This is a genomic window from Sphingobacterium sp. UBA2610, assembly GCF_002339225.1.
GTDB lineage: Bacteria > Bacteroidota > Bacteroidia > Sphingobacteriales > Sphingobacteriaceae > Sphingobacterium > Sphingobacterium multivorum.
Genome location: NZ_DDKA01000009.1, coordinates 141,438 through 156,879, shown reverse-complemented (window position 1 = coordinate 156,879; position 15,442 = coordinate 141,438). Strand labels below are relative to the sequence as shown.

The 15,442-nt window shown below is 39.1% G+C and carries 16 protein-coding genes; 4 read left to right on the top strand and 12 right to left on the bottom strand.

Annotated features, from left to right (window positions below; all coding sequences use genetic code 11):
• Window positions 1-77: 77 nt before the first annotated feature.
• The 3 genes from B4Z47_RS06515 to B4Z47_RS06505 form a co-directional block, all read right to left on the bottom strand.
• Window positions 78-2,246, bottom strand: coding sequence for an ATP-binding protein (locus B4Z47_RS06515; RefSeq protein WP_115048743.1), 2,169 nt, complete (start codon window positions 2,244-2,246; stop codon window positions 78-80).
• A gap of 163 nt (window positions 2,247-2,409) precedes the next feature.
• Complete coding sequence (locus B4Z47_RS06510) at window positions 2,410-3,036, bottom strand: hypothetical protein (RefSeq protein ID WP_115048741.1); 627 nt, start codon at window positions 3,034-3,036, stop codon at window positions 2,410-2,412.
• A 97-nt stretch (window positions 3,037-3,133) separates the two neighbouring features.
• Window positions 3,134-3,889, bottom strand: coding sequence for a Ku protein (locus tag B4Z47_RS06505; protein WP_070563924.1), 756 nt, complete (start codon window positions 3,887-3,889; stop codon window positions 3,134-3,136).
• 125 nt (window positions 3,890-4,014) lie between these two features.
• On the opposite strand from B4Z47_RS06505, the gene B4Z47_RS06500 reads away from it, so the two are divergent.
• On the top strand, window positions 4,015-5,220 hold the full coding sequence (locus B4Z47_RS06500) for an NAD(P)/FAD-dependent oxidoreductase (RefSeq protein ID WP_115049582.1): 1,206 nt from the start codon (window positions 4,015-4,017) through the stop codon (window positions 5,218-5,220).
• Window positions 5,221-5,228: 8 nt separating this feature from the next.
• Here B4Z47_RS06500 and B4Z47_RS06495 read toward each other — a convergent pair whose 3' ends face one another.
• The 4 genes from B4Z47_RS06495 to B4Z47_RS06480 form a co-directional block, all read right to left on the bottom strand.
• Window positions 5,229-6,188 (bottom strand): DNA topoisomerase IB, encoded by a 960-nt coding sequence (locus tag B4Z47_RS06495; RefSeq protein WP_070563928.1) that lies wholly within the window; start codon window positions 6,186-6,188, stop codon window positions 5,229-5,231.
• Between the two features lie 36 nt (window positions 6,189-6,224).
• Entirely contained in the window at window positions 6,225-6,698 is a 474-nt protein-coding gene (locus tag B4Z47_RS06490) for a PA2169 family four-helix-bundle protein (RefSeq protein WP_070563930.1), read from the bottom strand.
• 216 nt (window positions 6,699-6,914) lie between these two features.
• Window positions 6,915-7,100, bottom strand: a complete 186-nt coding sequence (locus B4Z47_RS06485) for a hypothetical protein (RefSeq protein ID WP_070563932.1) — start codon at window positions 7,098-7,100, stop codon at window positions 6,915-6,917.
• Between the two features lie 79 nt (window positions 7,101-7,179).
• Window positions 7,180-7,680, bottom strand: a complete 501-nt coding sequence (locus B4Z47_RS06480) for an RNA polymerase sigma factor (protein WP_115048739.1) — start codon at window positions 7,678-7,680, stop codon at window positions 7,180-7,182.
• Between the two features lie 398 nt (window positions 7,681-8,078).
• On the opposite strand from B4Z47_RS06480, the gene B4Z47_RS06475 reads away from it, so the two are divergent.
• Window positions 8,079-8,327, top strand: coding sequence for a hypothetical protein (locus tag B4Z47_RS06475; protein ID WP_070563936.1), 249 nt, complete (start codon window positions 8,079-8,081; stop codon window positions 8,325-8,327).
• A 42-nt stretch (window positions 8,328-8,369) separates the two neighbouring features.
• On the opposite strand, the gene B4Z47_RS06470 is transcribed toward B4Z47_RS06475, so the two are convergent.
• Entirely contained in the window at window positions 8,370-8,720 is a 351-nt protein-coding gene (locus B4Z47_RS06470; protein ID WP_147282038.1) for a hypothetical protein, read from the bottom strand.
• 141 nt (window positions 8,721-8,861) lie between these two features.
• Between B4Z47_RS06470 and B4Z47_RS06465 the strand changes: the two genes are divergently transcribed.
• Window positions 8,862-9,440, top strand: a complete 579-nt coding sequence (locus B4Z47_RS06465; RefSeq protein WP_070563942.1) for a hypothetical protein — start codon at window positions 8,862-8,864, stop codon at window positions 9,438-9,440.
• A 185-nt stretch (window positions 9,441-9,625) separates the two neighbouring features.
• The gene (locus B4Z47_RS06460) at window positions 9,626-9,895 is read left to right on the top strand and encodes a hypothetical protein (RefSeq protein ID WP_046673496.1); all 270 of its coding nucleotides are present in this window, start codon (window positions 9,626-9,628) and stop codon (window positions 9,893-9,895) included.
• A 91-nt stretch (window positions 9,896-9,986) separates the two neighbouring features.
• Here the strand turns inward: B4Z47_RS06460 and B4Z47_RS06455 are convergent, their stop codons facing one another.
• The 4 genes from B4Z47_RS06455 to B4Z47_RS06440 form a co-directional block, all read right to left on the bottom strand.
• Window positions 9,987-11,798 carry a glycoside hydrolase family 15 protein gene (locus B4Z47_RS06455; protein ID WP_070563945.1) on the bottom strand — a complete coding sequence of 604 codons (1,812 nt, stop codon included), beginning with the start codon at window positions 11,796-11,798 and terminating at the stop codon, window positions 9,987-9,989.
• Window positions 11,798-13,981, bottom strand: coding sequence for a bifunctional alpha,alpha-trehalose-phosphate synthase (UDP-forming)/trehalose-phosphatase (locus tag B4Z47_RS06450; protein WP_115048735.1), 2,184 nt, complete (start codon window positions 13,979-13,981; stop codon window positions 11,798-11,800). Before B4Z47_RS06450 ends, B4Z47_RS06455 begins: the two co-directional genes overlap by 1 nt.
• A 256-nt stretch (window positions 13,982-14,237) precedes the next feature.
• A complete protein-coding gene (locus B4Z47_RS06445) occupies window positions 14,238-14,879 on the bottom strand; it encodes a hypothetical protein (RefSeq protein WP_070563951.1) in 642 nt (213 codons plus the stop codon).
• Window positions 14,880-15,386 (bottom strand): S-ribosylhomocysteine lyase, encoded by a 507-nt coding sequence (locus tag B4Z47_RS06440; RefSeq protein ID WP_046673492.1) that lies wholly within the window; start codon window positions 15,384-15,386, stop codon window positions 14,880-14,882.
• Between the last annotated feature and the right edge of the window lie 56 nt (window positions 15,387-15,442).

Here is a 15,442-nt window from a genome sequence, read left to right as displayed (position 1 = left end):
TTCGCGTTGTATTCTCTCGAATAATGAACAATATCAGCAAGGAAATAGTTTGCGAGATTTCAGGATGCTGCATCAGGTTAATTGAGCAACATTTGTTCGGGAAATGGCTTAACAATTGGAAAGTAAAGATGAACTGTTGTACCCAAACCGACTTCCGATTCAATTTTTATATTTCCTCCCAACCGCTCCATAATGCGCTTTACGAGTGAAAGACCAATGCCCGTACCGGGTATGGAGCCCACGTTATCCGCCCTTGTAAACATTTCGTATATGTGCGGTAGGTGTTCACTGGGTATGCCAATTCCATTATCCTTGATTTGATAATGGGTATAATCATCTTCATGCGAACTATCTATGGATACCACAGGGCTGTCCGACTGGGCTGAATATTTTATAGCGTTGATAATTAAATTGGAAAAAATTTGATAAGCGGCACTTTTCTCGCCCCAAATAGGCAATAATGTACCAAAAGTGGGCCGACAATTATTGACGTTATATAGAATACTGTTTTCTTGGAATATACGCTGAATGGTGTAGGCCATTGGAAGTGGCTCTTTGTCTAAAATGCTGGATCGGTGTTGACTTAATTGTACCATATTGTTGATAATATCCTCAATGTTGGTGACACTTCGGCTGAAATTCTGATACCATTTATTGATTTTTTTAAAATCGATATTGTCGGGGTGTTGCTGAAGAAATTGTATGCCCATTTTTAAGATGGACAGCGGGTTTTTCAAATCGTGGGAAAGCGTATGGGTAAACATTTCCAATTCATTGTTTAAGCTGAGAAGTTCGTCATTGAGGAGCTGGCGTTCTTTCAATTTCGCAAAGATGGATTCTTTGATGATTTGATTTAAGCGAAGCACAAAGTTAATTTCAGCATCATTCCATGGCTTGGCAACATCATAACGCGTATCTTCCCAGATTTTGAGCTGCTTTTTACCATCCTGTTCTTCTTTTAACTCCATTTGCATGACCTGACTGCTATTTTCTCTTCTAAACCAAACGATGTAATAATCGTTCTCCAAGCCTACCTTTAAATACATTAGACCGGCAAAACCAAGCTTTTCTTTAAAGTTTTCTTGATGATTTAGACGAAAGTTGTAGTCTTTAAAGAGGGCTTTGTCGGTATGTTTCTGCAGGAATTGAATGAGTTCATAAAACTGTGCTTTAGGAGGAGACTGCCCATAGCTAAAAACGTCGCCCTGATTGAAAATCGCCAAACCGTCTGCATCCACAAGCTGAGTTAGGATGTCCATATGTTGTATCAAGGCACAATTTACCATCTTATTTTCAGAGAGACTTTTCTTTAATTCTTCTTCTGCGAGCTTTAGAAGCTCTGTTCTTTCCAAGAGATTCTGTTTGACATGACTTTCATATTTGCTGGTTGCCGCCTGGATGGCAAACGTGCATAGTTTTCGTTGTTGTAGGTCGACCACACGCTTTTCGTTATGCTGCGCAACCACAAGTCCCCAAAAATCATCATCAATACAGATTCGAAAAAAAAGGGCACTTTGAACATTTATTTCTTTCAAAAAAAGTTGATGGAGTTCAGGCAGAGGAGATAATAGGCTCGAAAGGGGATCGATGGACTCATCTTTATAATAGAATTCTTGTCCCTGATCGTCCATGTTGGGAGCGTATCGATACGAATAACCGCGATAATAAGACAAGACTTCCTCGGGCATAAAATCTTTGGAGAATTCCTTGCCTTTGAAAGAAGACCGTCCATTTGCCGTATGCTCATCAATCACCGAACTATACCCTGTTTCTTGAATTTGCAAAACGAAAACACGATCATAATTCAATATCTTGTTGATGGCCGAACAAACGCGATTCCAATTATTTGGCTGAATGGTATCCAACAAAAAATTGAGTTCGTTAATTTTTTTAGCGGGAATATATTTTTTATGCTGTTGTTCCCATTCAATGTAAAGATATTCATCATGTCTACGTAATTTTACATAAACCCGGTCGTTTTTAATTTTAATGGGTAAAATGTGGCGCGACTGTCCGTTTTCAAGAAGTTCCATCACAGCATTCCTCACTTTTAACAAAGCTTCGCCGAAGATATGGCCAAAGCTATGAAAAAAATGAGTTCCTAATAGAGCTTCACTGGTATAATGTTCTTTTACGACAGACTCCGTTACTCCGACGATCGTAAAGTGCCGATCTAAAATGACCAGTTTGCCAAAAGATTGAAGCTTAATAGCGGTTTGATTGCTCGATTGGATTGTATGATTCATAGTACCCCAAAACTCCTAATGTATACATAAATGTACGAAAAAAAATTACGACAACATAGATCGAATCTTTAATATTAGAACGTTGGAAAGTAGATAAAATTGCTTTATTGGCTTCTTTTTACTTTGGAATTAAAAATGGTACCATTTTCTCACATGTAACATACTATAAATGGGCATTAAATTCTTTGGCAACAGCATTCGCCATTCCTTTAATTAATGATTTCCACTGCGGATAGGAGGCTCCTATTTTCGCCGCCAAACCGACGAGATAGTTCCGAACATTATCGCTAAAATTTTCATTGTCAACGTTTATGATCTCGTTTCTGCCAGCATATTGAAACAATATACTGTTTCTACGCTGTTCGATCAGGAAAGTTGACGATGAAATTCCTTCGAAAAAATGAGCTGTATTTTTATCGCTGGGATGGCTTGGATCGGGACAAGGCTTTAAGGTTAGGGCAAAAACTTTATAATCATCGGTTTTGTCTAGCGTGAGGTTAACGACATGCACCCAGTCATAACCACCGCTACTTGGAAGTCCCGGTCCGGGGATATCCAGTCTGATATAATCATGTAATTCGAGTAAGCGATCTATCGGTGTACCATAACCGCCTGTTAATTGAAATGTGGTAGCGGGTAATTGGGCTAACGTGTACCAATGGTTGACCTTTCTCAGGTTCTCTACGCCCAATTCAAATGCTAAGTTAGCGATATCTTCACTTGCAAATTCAAGTGATTCAAAACAATCAAGTCTTTTCCCTTCTTTTTGTTCCGGTATGATATTTTTCATCGTTTTTCCATTTATGTTTAAAATACTGGATTTCTTATTCCTGCTTTTAGCTTCCTTGAAGGTAGCTAAGCCACCTAGGTTTTTATGTCGGTGCGTCTTAACCCAAGCTCGCTTTTAGTTTGGCAAGGAGATCGTCTGCTTTTGTATGCTCAACTTTCATTTTTCGGATGGTTGGGCGTTTTCCCTTGTCTTTTTGCTTGATAATTTTTAGGAGCTCGTCCATGTATTCATTTTTATATTTACTAATATCAAAGGACTTACTGTGCTGCTCAATCAGCTGTGTCGCCATGTCCATTTCCACCTTTTGAATTTTTATTGTAGTGGGCAATTTAAGGTCGTCCAAGCCCCTAATCTCCTGCTGATAGCGAATTTTATTCAATACCAATGCATTACGATAGGGTTTTATAAGGGCTAGATGTTCGACATTTCGCATCACAAATGCTCCTAAACCCGCCATTTTTGTTTTTTCTAAAGCTTTGACAAGCAGCTGATAAGCTTTCTCACCGCCCTTCTGTGGTTCGAGGTAATAAGGTGTTTCAAAATAAATACTGTCGACATCCATCAGTTTTACAAATGCATGCAGATTGATAAGTTTTGATTTCTCCGGACTTGCATCTTCAAAATCGGCGTCTTCCAAAACTACATAGTGGTCTTTCATAAAGTATCCTTTAACAATATTGTCCCACTTTACTTCTTTACCAGTCTGTTCATTTACCCGTTTGAATTTAATATTGGATAAATCTTTACGATCAAGCATGTCCAAATCGAGACTTGCATTTTCAGTTGCACTATATAATTTTATGGGAATATTAACTAAGCCAAAACCAATAGCCCCTGTCCAAATTGCACGCATATGTTGTCCATTTATTGCTAATACGATAACCTTCGCTATGGAGGAATGGTTTGAAATTTAATAAAATAGCTGGCAAACTATTCCTAAAGGAATCGGTTATATACTGTAAAGCTGCTATTATTATCATGGATTTAAAGTCAAATGAGCCATTTTGGTTGGTGAAGAATGGTCTCTTAAATACCTATCCTTCCTTACAAAAAGATATAAGCTGTGATGTACTTATTGTAGGAGGGGGGATCACCGGAGCCTTGATTGCGCATCAATGTATGGCCGATGGAAAGAAATGTGTTCTTATAGATAAGCGGGAAATTGTGAATGGGAGTTCGGCGGCAACAACTTCCATGTTACAATATGAGATTGATATTCCCTTATATAGATTAAAGGAATTAATCGGCATTCAGGGGGCAATTGCGAGCTACCGAGCCTGTGGAGAAGCGATTGATAAATTAGGTAGACTTGCCAAGAAAATCCGATCGAAAGCTGGTTTTAGAAACAAACAGTCACTCTACTATGCGGCAAAGAAAAAGGATATAGCTTGGCTAAAGGTGGAGTTCGAAGCAAGGCAAGAAGCTGGCTTCGACGTCAAGTGGCTGACGGAGCGGGATATCAGGGAACGTTATGCAATGTGCGGTGCTTATGGGGGTATACTTTCGGATCTAGGGGCAAGCATTGACGCCTTTTGTTTCACACACGAACTATTGGCATATAATGTTAACCGAGGGTTATCTATTTTTGACAAAACAGCGTTGGAAAAAGTGTTTTATAAGTCTGGTTATAATTCAGCGATTACTTCAACAGGGGCTAAAATCAAAGCGGAAAAGATTATCTATTGTACAGGATACGAAACAACAAATCTCATTTCCGAAAAATTTGTTGACCTGCTAAGCACATTTGCTATTGTATCGGAAGCTGATAAAGAACATAATCAGCTATATCGCGACCTTCTCATCTGGAATACGGCCACGCCCTATTTGTATATGCGAACAACAGACGACGATAGGTTTCTGATTGGAGGAGAAGATGAGACCTTTAGAGATCCCATCAAGCGAGATGAGCTCATTGCAAAGAAGTCTCATAAGTTAGCGCAGTCATTTAATAAAATTTTTGTCGATAAAACCTTCCGCACTGATTTTACTTGGGCAGGTACATTTGGGACGACCAAAGATGGATTACCTTATATCGGAGAACATAGAAAGTTCAAAAATTCATATTTTGTATGTGGCTTCGGCGGAAATGGTATAACCTTTTCTGTTGCAGCAATGGAGATGGTTGCGAGTTGGCTTCATAAGCTAAACCATCCATTGGAAGAATGGTTTAGATTTGGCCGGTAATTTCCTGCTTAGCCATGCTTACGTAAAAATCGGAATACTCTCTCTTCAAGCTTCGCTAGTGGTAATTTATCTTTTATAAAGGGGAACTTTGCTTCCATAAATACCTGTTGTATGGCCGGATGGATATAATAAGTCTGCGAAACAGACTTCGTATTACCAAGTTGCTCTGCAACCTTCTTGATGACGCTATTTAATTGTCTTTTCCGTGCACTGAGTGATTCCGCCTGTTTTATTTGCGCAAGCTGATAAAAGGCTTCACGACTGGCGCCCCAAATGCGAATACTCTTGCAACTGATCTCACCTGTACAATTCTTCCGCAGATACTGATTAAAAGCGGAGCCACAGAAAGTGCTTTCGCAACTTGCACTATCCATTTGGAATATCCTTTTGCCTTTCATTTTTAGTAATTCTTCCAAAAGTTTAGCTTGTTGTTTGTTGGTCCAGGATTTCTGCTGGAAAACCCCCTTTTTACCTTTATAGGCTAGCGATATCTGATTGCCTTCAATGCTGACGTGTCTTTTTTCCAAAGTACTCAGCCCATACGATTTATTTGTCAGTGTATAACGCTTATTGCCAATACGAATCAATGTACTGTCCATTATTTTAAAAGCAACTGCACAAAGTTTATCCATGTCCCAAAATTCGTGTTTGAGGTGTTTGGAACTGATGTTTCTCAACTCTTGTAAGTATTTACCCATATAGAGGATATTGCTAAACTTTGCAGCTTGCCGTTGGCCGACAAATTTGGAATGATAGATATATTGTTTGCGTCCTTTTTGGTCGAAGCCAAAAGCCTGTAAATCGCTTTTTGAGCTTTTAGCGATCCAAACATCTGTCCAATTTGGTGGAATAACGAGTTTTGCGATCCGCTCTAAAATCTTTTTATCGGACACTTCCTTTTCCGAAGCGTCGAAATATTTAAAAGACTTACCTACTTTTCTTCTTGTATACCCCGTTCTTGCTTTCATAGTGCATTTACCCTTGTAAAATATGTTGATAATAGGTTAAGACGTAGTGGCCTTGTCTCGTAACGTTTTAATATATTCGTGAGCTTCGAGCTGTATACCAAGTTGTTTTTCGATGAGCAGGAGCAGATCATGGCTGATTTCCCAGTCTTCATGGTCAACAACATCCTTATAGGTATGTGTAAAGGCATCTTCACCTTGCTCACAGCTGCATAGTAAACTCCTTTCATCATTTCCTGAAATGGCGGATTTTATCTCCATCCAAATTCTGAATAGCTTGCCACTGATCATCGTTCCTCCGATTGAGTCGTCTTCCCGCGGAGCTAGGTAGGGTTTTAATTCTTCAATAAATACCTCGGATTGGTTCATAAACTCAATAAAGGTGTTATTTAAATGTTCAAGATGGAGGCGTGTGGCTATTTCTACAGCTTTCTGATAGCCTGCAATCCGATCGTTGTTGATCTGTATAAGGTCGCTGATTAATGTACGATCATTTATCGTATTGTTTTCCATTTAATGTCGGCTTTGTGAATTTCTATTTTTCACTTAAGAACGCCTCAAGTAGCCCTGCAGTTTTGTGAAAGAACAGGATAGGTATAATTTCATCCATGAAGGCGATTTTATACTGCGTACCATCAGTAGATTGTTGCACGATAGCTGGAGCGAAACGCAAAAAAAAAACGGCTGCTTTAAATTGCTAAAGCAGCCGTTGGACGGTAATTGCTATCTTTATTTTTTATTAAAAGAAGTTTTTTTACCTTTTTCCGTATCGACCTTAATCTGTTTCTTGTCTACTGATTCCGAAACTTCTGGTTGAACAATGGTTTTGCTATTTCCTTTTCCTATCGGACCGCCGCAGATAATTAGCGCAATGACCATTGCTTGCTGATTATTTATTTTAACTCTTGATTTCATATGTTTACCATTTAACGAATTGTTGTGATGTCGGTTAGCTGCTTCTAGATAGATAACCCTAGAACCACCTTTTTGTTTTTTATTTGAGCCTGTAAATTTTAAGTTGCTTTTGAAGTTTCTTTCTTGTCATGTGGATCCTGGTTTTTATAGTGCCTTCGGGCATGTCAAAATAAGAGGCTATCTCATGATACTTGTATCCTTCGAGAAATAATTGAAACACTTGATAATTTTCTTCCGATAAACTGCACATCGCTTTTTCAATATCATCCGCGATGAATTTATTGTCACTTTTATTTGTTTCTATTGTGTTGATACTTTCGAGACCGATGTAGGTTTCGTGGATATCATTCGTACGCTTCGCTTTGCGGTATTGATTGATGTATACATTTTTCATAATAACGTAAAGCCAAGACATTAACTTGGGGTGACGGATAAAATCATCGATCGATTTTAATGCGCGGATAAGTGTTTCTTGAATCAAATCCTCTTTTTCATCAGGATCATTGGTGAATTTTCCCGCGAAATGTTTCAAAAGACTTCTTTTTTCTTCGACTAACAAATTTAAATTGGAATTGTTCATAGTACCTTTTGTTAAATTGACTGATGTGTATTCGATAAACAGAGGTACAATTAAAGTGCTAGTTTTGCGATTTAGAGGTCATCCAAACCTTGTTTAAACAGGTATATGGGAAAAATACGTAACGCTGCGTATCCTTGATTTTGTAGTAGAAACACTACAAAAAAGCGGGATTAAACGTGTCGCAATAAAATTTACTGCCATGAATAGCTTTTTTTAATTGGGTATTTGTTCCTAAAAAAAATGTCTTTATTACGGGTATTACCTGTTTTAATGCCATATACTAGTGTCCATTTTTTTAAGCAAGTTTTTGAATTTTTTGTTTTTATCAGCTTTTATTGAACTAATAAGCTTTGAATGTGGTTCTTATCGAAAAAGATTAACGCAAAATAAAATAGACTATGAAAAAGAGCAAAAGATTCACATTAACTTTAGGAGCGATATTATGCGCTACACTATTCTTTTCGTGCCAAAACTCGACCAAAAATCAAACTGAAGGAAGCGGTCAGTCAGACAACATTGCACCTACTGATGCCGACGAAACCCGGTATAATTTAAGCGAACAGCAAAAAATGACCATGCAGAAAGATACGAGTTTAGCAGACACACTTAGGAAAGACAGTATCAATAATAGTAAATCAAAACCGTAACCATCTCGTCGACCTATCAATATATCTGATAAAAAAACTCCCTTAATTAAGGGAGTTTTTTTGCTCTTTCTTTTGATCCGGATCAGCACCATAAATATCTTCTTCTGAATGGTCCGGTTGCTCTTTCTTTTGATCCTCTTCTGTATTAATTTTTTCTTTATTACTACGATCGCGTTGTTCTTCTTCGCTTGGATCAGGCCCCTCTGCATTTTCAGGATAGTATAGGTCAGGAGTTACGTCTTCTTGGGAAGGGACTTGAGGCTGCTTCCGTACAGAAGTACCATCGTCGGTACTTGGATCGTTGTCTAGAGGGTCTATTTCGTTCATGTACATGGAGTTTCTCCAATATGATTGTGAAATAGAATCACCAAATTGAATTGCTGTATTCATCATCTTTTTAATAAAGAACAGCAATTAAAACTGAATGGTTGTTTTTTTTATTAAAAAGTGGTATCCATATTTTAATGATAAATTTAAAACTTTTCATTTATTGACCTTGTTATTAAATTAAAGTAATTTAGAACATACATATATATGAAAAAATCGACACTTCTTTTATTAATAACTGCAGGTATTGGGTATCAGGCCTATGCGCAGAAAATTGAGACCACGCCACAGATGTCATCGGAGGTAGGCATCGAACCTATAAAGCAAGGAAACTGGATGGTCGGTGGATCGATCGGTAATCTAGGCTACAGCTTTGAAGCAAAATCGTTTAACATTGCACTTCAACCGAGAGCGGGCTATTTTGTTTCGGATGGTTTGGCCATCGGAGCGCAAGCCAACTTAGGTTTGGCCACGGTAAAGGATGCTGATAATGAATGGACATATGGGGTTGCACCTTTTGTACGCTATTACTTCCCCAATGCAGGTTCCACTACAGGGAGATTCTTTGGGCAGGGAGACATCGGGATTTCGGGTAGCTCGAAAGGGAAAGATGTTGCACTGGCCGTAGGAGCGAATGTGGGTTATGCACATTTTATTACAAGGACAGTGGCTTTGGAAGCCACCTTCGGTTATAACTACAGTAAAGCCAATATCAATACGGGTAGTGGAGCGAGTGGATTGGGGGTAGGTTTGGGTTTTCAGATCTATCTGCCTGGCAAAAGATAGATTAATCTCGTACAGACTTAATAAAAGCATGTTTTCAAACCATAATGGTGAAAACATGCTTTTTTTATATAACGTGTTTATACTTGATACTGTGTATAAAAGACGCATTTTTGCTGGAATCAGCAAATGATGCAAACATTTAGACAATTACTGATGTTCCCTTTTTAAGAAAGGAGCAAATTACGATGACTGGAACAAAAAATATTGGGTTGGTACTAAAAGATAAAATGGGGAAATGGTCTTCTTATGATATACCATTGCTTAAGGAATGTCATCTAAATAATAAACTGGTCAAAAGTAACGAGCAGGAAGGTATTTTTGTGGTGGGAAGCTTGGCAACAGGATTATATATTTTCTCATTGTATAAGAACCGTTTTATAGATTTAATGGGTAAACAAATTGGGGTGGAAGAAATCTGTGAGCATTTTGATCGCTACAAACAGACCTTAATATAAGCGCCTGTAAATATAAGCACCGATAGCGCTTTCGAATGCTCAAACCGAAGGTGTTAACCTGACTTTTTAACACCTTCATGTTTGTTTTATGTTAGTGAAAAATTGGTTTATCCAATTTTATCGCTAGGCGGTAAACAGCATTCATCAATCCAACGTGGCTATAGGCTTGAGGGAAATTACCCCATTGGCTACCGTTATCTTCCGTAACATCTTCGCTGAACAGACCTAAGTGATTGCTGTAGGTCAGCAAACGTTCGAGAATCTCTTTCGCTTCTTCCACACGCCCTACGCAGGCCAAGGCTTCTACATACCAAAATGCACAGACCAAGAACGTGGATTTGGGCCGGCCAAAATCATCTTGATGCTTATACCGATAAAAAAGTCCATTTTCGCCTTTTAATTCTTTTTCCAGCATCTCGAGGTGATGACGTGCACGGTCCGATTTTGGGTCAAGATAATCCATAACAATAAGCTGTAAGGTGCTTGCATCTAAATTTCGGCTGTCTAATGCGTTTTGATAGACTTTTCGCTCCTCGTCATAACAAGCTTCAATGTAAGCTTCTGCCTTTTTTAGGAGAACATTCGCGCGATCCTCCATATCCTGATAACCATTTTGGCGTGCAATTAATAGGGCAGCTTTGCATCCAACCCATTGGAAAAGATTCGAATAGCAGTGATGGTTGGCAAAGTTCCGGAACTCCCAAATGCCGGCATCTTTTTCCTCGATTGTGGCTTCTATTTTTTCCAGAATAAAATTCACCCAGCCTAAGACATTTTTGTTTTCATGGATTTTAAAACGCTGATCAGTGAAAAGAGGCAACAATGCAATCATAGCCTGACCATAGACGTCATTTTGGATATGTTCAAACGCCTGGTTCCCGATTCGCACTGGACCGCTTTCCTGATATCCTTTTAGATAGGGTAAAATATGTTCCGTAAGCTCGGAATTGCCGAGAATACCGTACAATGGTTGAAGCCTTCCCGGATTACGATGTGTGATGCCGGCAATATAGTTTGCAAAGCTTTCCATTTCTTCAAATTGACCGATATGCGTCAGTGCCGTTAGCACATAGTAGCTATCCCGTACCCAGCAATAGCGGTAGTCCCAGTTTCTGCCAGAACCAGGGTACTCGGGCAAGCTTGTTGTTGAAGCTGCTATAATTGCTCCTGTGTCCTCATATTGATGGAGCTTTAGCACCAAAGCGGATCGAATAACTTCTGTTTGATAGATGTTGGGAATACTACATCTTTTAATCCATCGCTGCCAATAGCTAATTGTCTTATGGAGGAAATCTTCGCAGGTACCTGCGATAGCTGATTCGAAAGCAGCATCATAGGTCAATACAAGGTATTTATTCTCACTGATGATGGTCCAGCTCTCCTCTTGAAAGAAATGAGAAATGGGCAGATCCGTAGTAAGGCGAATTCGTTCCCCTATCTGGTCGTTACTATACAGGATATGATTGCTTCCACGGGTTGGTTTAAGTGCCAATCGGCCATAGTCGCCAGTAGGATGACACCTAACGTTTACACTGGGGACCCCATATAAAGGTTCGATCTTCCGGACCAACATCAAAGGTTTAAAATATCGTCCGAATTGTTCAAATCGAGGGGCAAAATCCGTAACGCGATAGGCATAGGACGCTGTATGGATTTCCGTGCAGAGCACGTTGGAGTTTTTGATGTAGTATTGCTTGGTTTCGACAATAGGTTCCTCTGAGCTGATCTCAAAGCGCCCGCCTTGCTGTTTGTCGAGCATACTGCCAAATACAAAGCTATCTTCGAAAGAGGGCCAGCACAGCCAAGATATATTGGTATCCATACCGACATGCGCAATATAGGAACAATTGCCAATGATTCCAGATTGATAGGTATGTCTTTTTTCCATTGTATTTTCGTTCATTATTTTATGATAAGTTGATTCAAAAATTGAAGAACATCTTCTTGTTCATCCAGATAATATTTTGCCGCAGACTTATTGCTACCAACTTTAATACTTATCGTCGATTGAGGAAGATAACGGAATAGGTCTTCATCGGTAATGTCGTCGCCAATGGCCAACATAAAATCTGCTTTTATATGACCTGCAATTTCCAATGCTGCTTTACCTTTGTTAACTTCCGTATTTTTAACCTCAATGACCGCATTTCCGTCAAGTAACTGTAAGCCATAATCATTCAGCATCGGGTTTAAAATCTCTTTTAATTCAGTGGCTTTAAGTTCGCCCAAGCCTAATTCTACTTTTCTATAATGCCAGGCCAACGAATAAGGCTTGACTTCAATAAATGCGCCTGGAGTTTGGTCGGCCAATTTTTCCATCAATTTTTTTACTTCGGGCATCCAATGAAGTGCCAGTCCTTTTTTATATGACCAGTTGAAATTTGGGAAATTTGACCAAATGCCATGTTCGGCAACCAAATAGTAAGACCGACCGTCAAACCAAGACGATAAGCTTTCTTGCGAGCGCCCGCTTATGATGACCAAGGTATTAAGTGGGTCTGATATAATATTATCCAAGAGGTTGTACAATAAGGTCGTCGGAGTTGCTTTTTGGGCGTGGTTCTGGAATTTGACCAAAGTGCCGTCATAATCCAGGAAAAAGAGCCTATTGCTGCTTTTACTGTATCGTTCCGAAATACTACTGAACACTTTATCTGAAATCCGCCTTGCCCATTCATCACGCTGGATGGCTTTGGTTTCAGCCAGGCGATTGGTAAATAGTTGCACCCAATGCTGTACATTAAACTTCTGTATAATCTGAATATTGGCATCGGTACGTTCCTGAACTTCTTCGGGCGGCATTTTAAGCGCTTGGTAAATACTGTCAGCAGTTTCCGTTCGATTATAGGGGTTGATAATCAAGGCGTCAACAAGTTCTTTGGAAGCGCCCGCAAACTCACTTAAAATCAACACACCTTTTGATAACGTTTTACTGGCGATATATTCTTTACTGACAAGATTCATCCCATCGCGCGTCGATGTAATCATGCAGATATCAGATGCAACATATAATCCAACCAGCTCCTCGAATGGAAGTGATTTGTAAAAATATAATACTGGCGTCCAGCTTAAATTTCCATAAATGGAATTGATTTCACTCACCTTTCGGTTAATCTCGTCTTTCAGCTTCTTATATTGCGACACTTTATCCCTTGATGGCACGATAAGCATATATAAGACAACTTTTGTATGCCATTCGGGGTATTTTTCAAGGAAGGTGAGAAAAGCACGTAATCGCTCTAATATCCCTTTGCTATAATCGAGCCTGTCGACCGATATAATAATCTTCTGGTCGGGAAAGTGGCTTCGAAATTGGCTTGCAATGGATTGAATTTTTGGTTGATGGCTGACTTGGACGAATTTATCAAAATCAATGCCCATCGGAAAGGATTCCACAAAGATATGGCGATCTTTATATATCAGCTGATTATAACCAGATGATACATGCAGTATTTTTTTGCAGGCGTTTAGAAAGTTCTGGCTATCAGCGAACGTATGAAATCCGATGAGATCCGCACCCAATAAACCTTCGACCAATTCTTTACGTTGTGGAATGTTCATGAAGAGCTCTTCAGAAGGAAAGGGGATATGGTGAAAATAACCGATGTTGAGTGTTTGGTTTTCTGAACGCAGCAGTTGCGGGAGCAGCATAAGCTGATAATCCTGCACCCAGATAAAATCCGAAAGTTGATCGATGGAAAGAGCGGCTTCGCAAAATTTTTTATTCACTGTGACATACGTAGACCAATATTCGCGATCAAAATGAATGTAGCTCGGCTGATAGTGACAGATAGGCCAGAGAACCTCATTGGAATAACCTTCGTAGAAATTGCGGATTTCATCTTTTGATAAGAAAACAGGAAGTAAGCTCATCGGTTTGAGAAGCTCAACAATCTTTTCTTTTTCCTCTTCATCTTTCGGAACGATTCCCGGCCAGCCAACCCAGAGTATTTCGTCGCTATCAAAAGCGGAGTTTAACCCAGTTGCAAGTCCACCCGCACTCGGCTTGATGATTAATTTTTCTTTTTTTCGTTCTATTTGTATCGGCAGTCTATTTGAAATTATTATTTTCTTCTTTTTCTTCATAAGAATATTAGATCGATTTATTTGCAGTGTGGAAGAGTTATATTGACTATAACGATGGGCTTGTCATCCACTATCTGAACAACCTCGGCGAAGAATAGTTTCGATAAATTCAAATTAGAAGGACGGTAGGGGCAGCTGTTGAAGAAAGAACAAGGTAGTTTATTGGAATAATGCTGGGGAATTTGGGCAGCGGTACGGCCCAAATAGCAACAAAAAAGACCTCTATTTCTACAGGTCTTTTTGTTATCTCATTAACTTACGATATAGGGACAGCAGCAGCTTTTTCGTGATTCAATTTTTTCATAAATTGATCGAGGATGTCTCCTAATCTCCCTGAAATTTCCCCTAAAATGCTTTCCCAATCTTTAACGGTACCATCACAATTGTCTGAAACAATTTTAATGCTATGAAAGGTGAGATTTTTTTGAAAACAGAAATTCGCTAGGGCATAAGATTCCATATCAAATGCCAGAGGATTAAAATGTTTGATATCCTGATAAAAAGCCGTATTTACATTGATAAAACGATCCGATGTCAAGAGTGCATCTTCGTAACGAAATTCATCGCGTGAAATGGATTCCAAAATCCCTTGCCCTTTAAAAAACAAGGTGTTTTCCAGAAAAAAACCATCTGTATACGCGTCTCCTTGCGCATAGTATGCCGGATAAAGAACATGTCCTATCGGATGTCTTGTACAGCCCACAGTGCCCACATTGAGAAGAATAGGATTGATCCCTAAAGCTTTGATGTCTTCATAAAGCGTAGCAACGGCTAGGAGAGCATTTACTTTACCTACACCAATTTCGTAGACAAAAGTCGATTCAATGGTCGGATTAAAAGATAGCTCATTTTTATTTGCTACCAAGATAATCGTTTCAATATCTTTATTCAGGATCATTTAGTTTTCTTCAATATATGGATACTCAAAAGCCAATTCTCCGGCAGTTATCAGATTTAAGAAGTTAACACAAGCCTGCTTTGAGGTGGGAAAATCCATAAATGTGTAGTTTCCGCAGCTAATCGGGTTTTGGAAAGGTACTTCGTATCCTTCTGTAAGAATAGTCTCTAATACTTCTTTCATCAATTCAGCCACATTCTGAGGAGTTTTCGCTGTTCCAGCCAATACAACATAAAATCCCGTGCAACAGCCCATTGGTCCAACATAAATAACCTCATCACCTAAGATGGTTCTAATTTCTGTTGCAAAACAATGCTCTAAGGTATGCATGACTTCAGGCGATAGCATACGCTCAGGAGAATTCGGTCTGATCATGCGAATGTCGTAAGTTGTATAACTTTCAACATTGCTGTTATTGGTGGTAGAAGCTTTAGCGTAGATCCCTTGTTTTAATTTGGTATGATCTACCGTAAAACTATTTACTTTTGCTTTTTCTTTTGTGTACATCTTGTTCTGTTCAAAGCTGTAACGCTTGCGACGCTACAGGGGTTAAAAGTTGAATA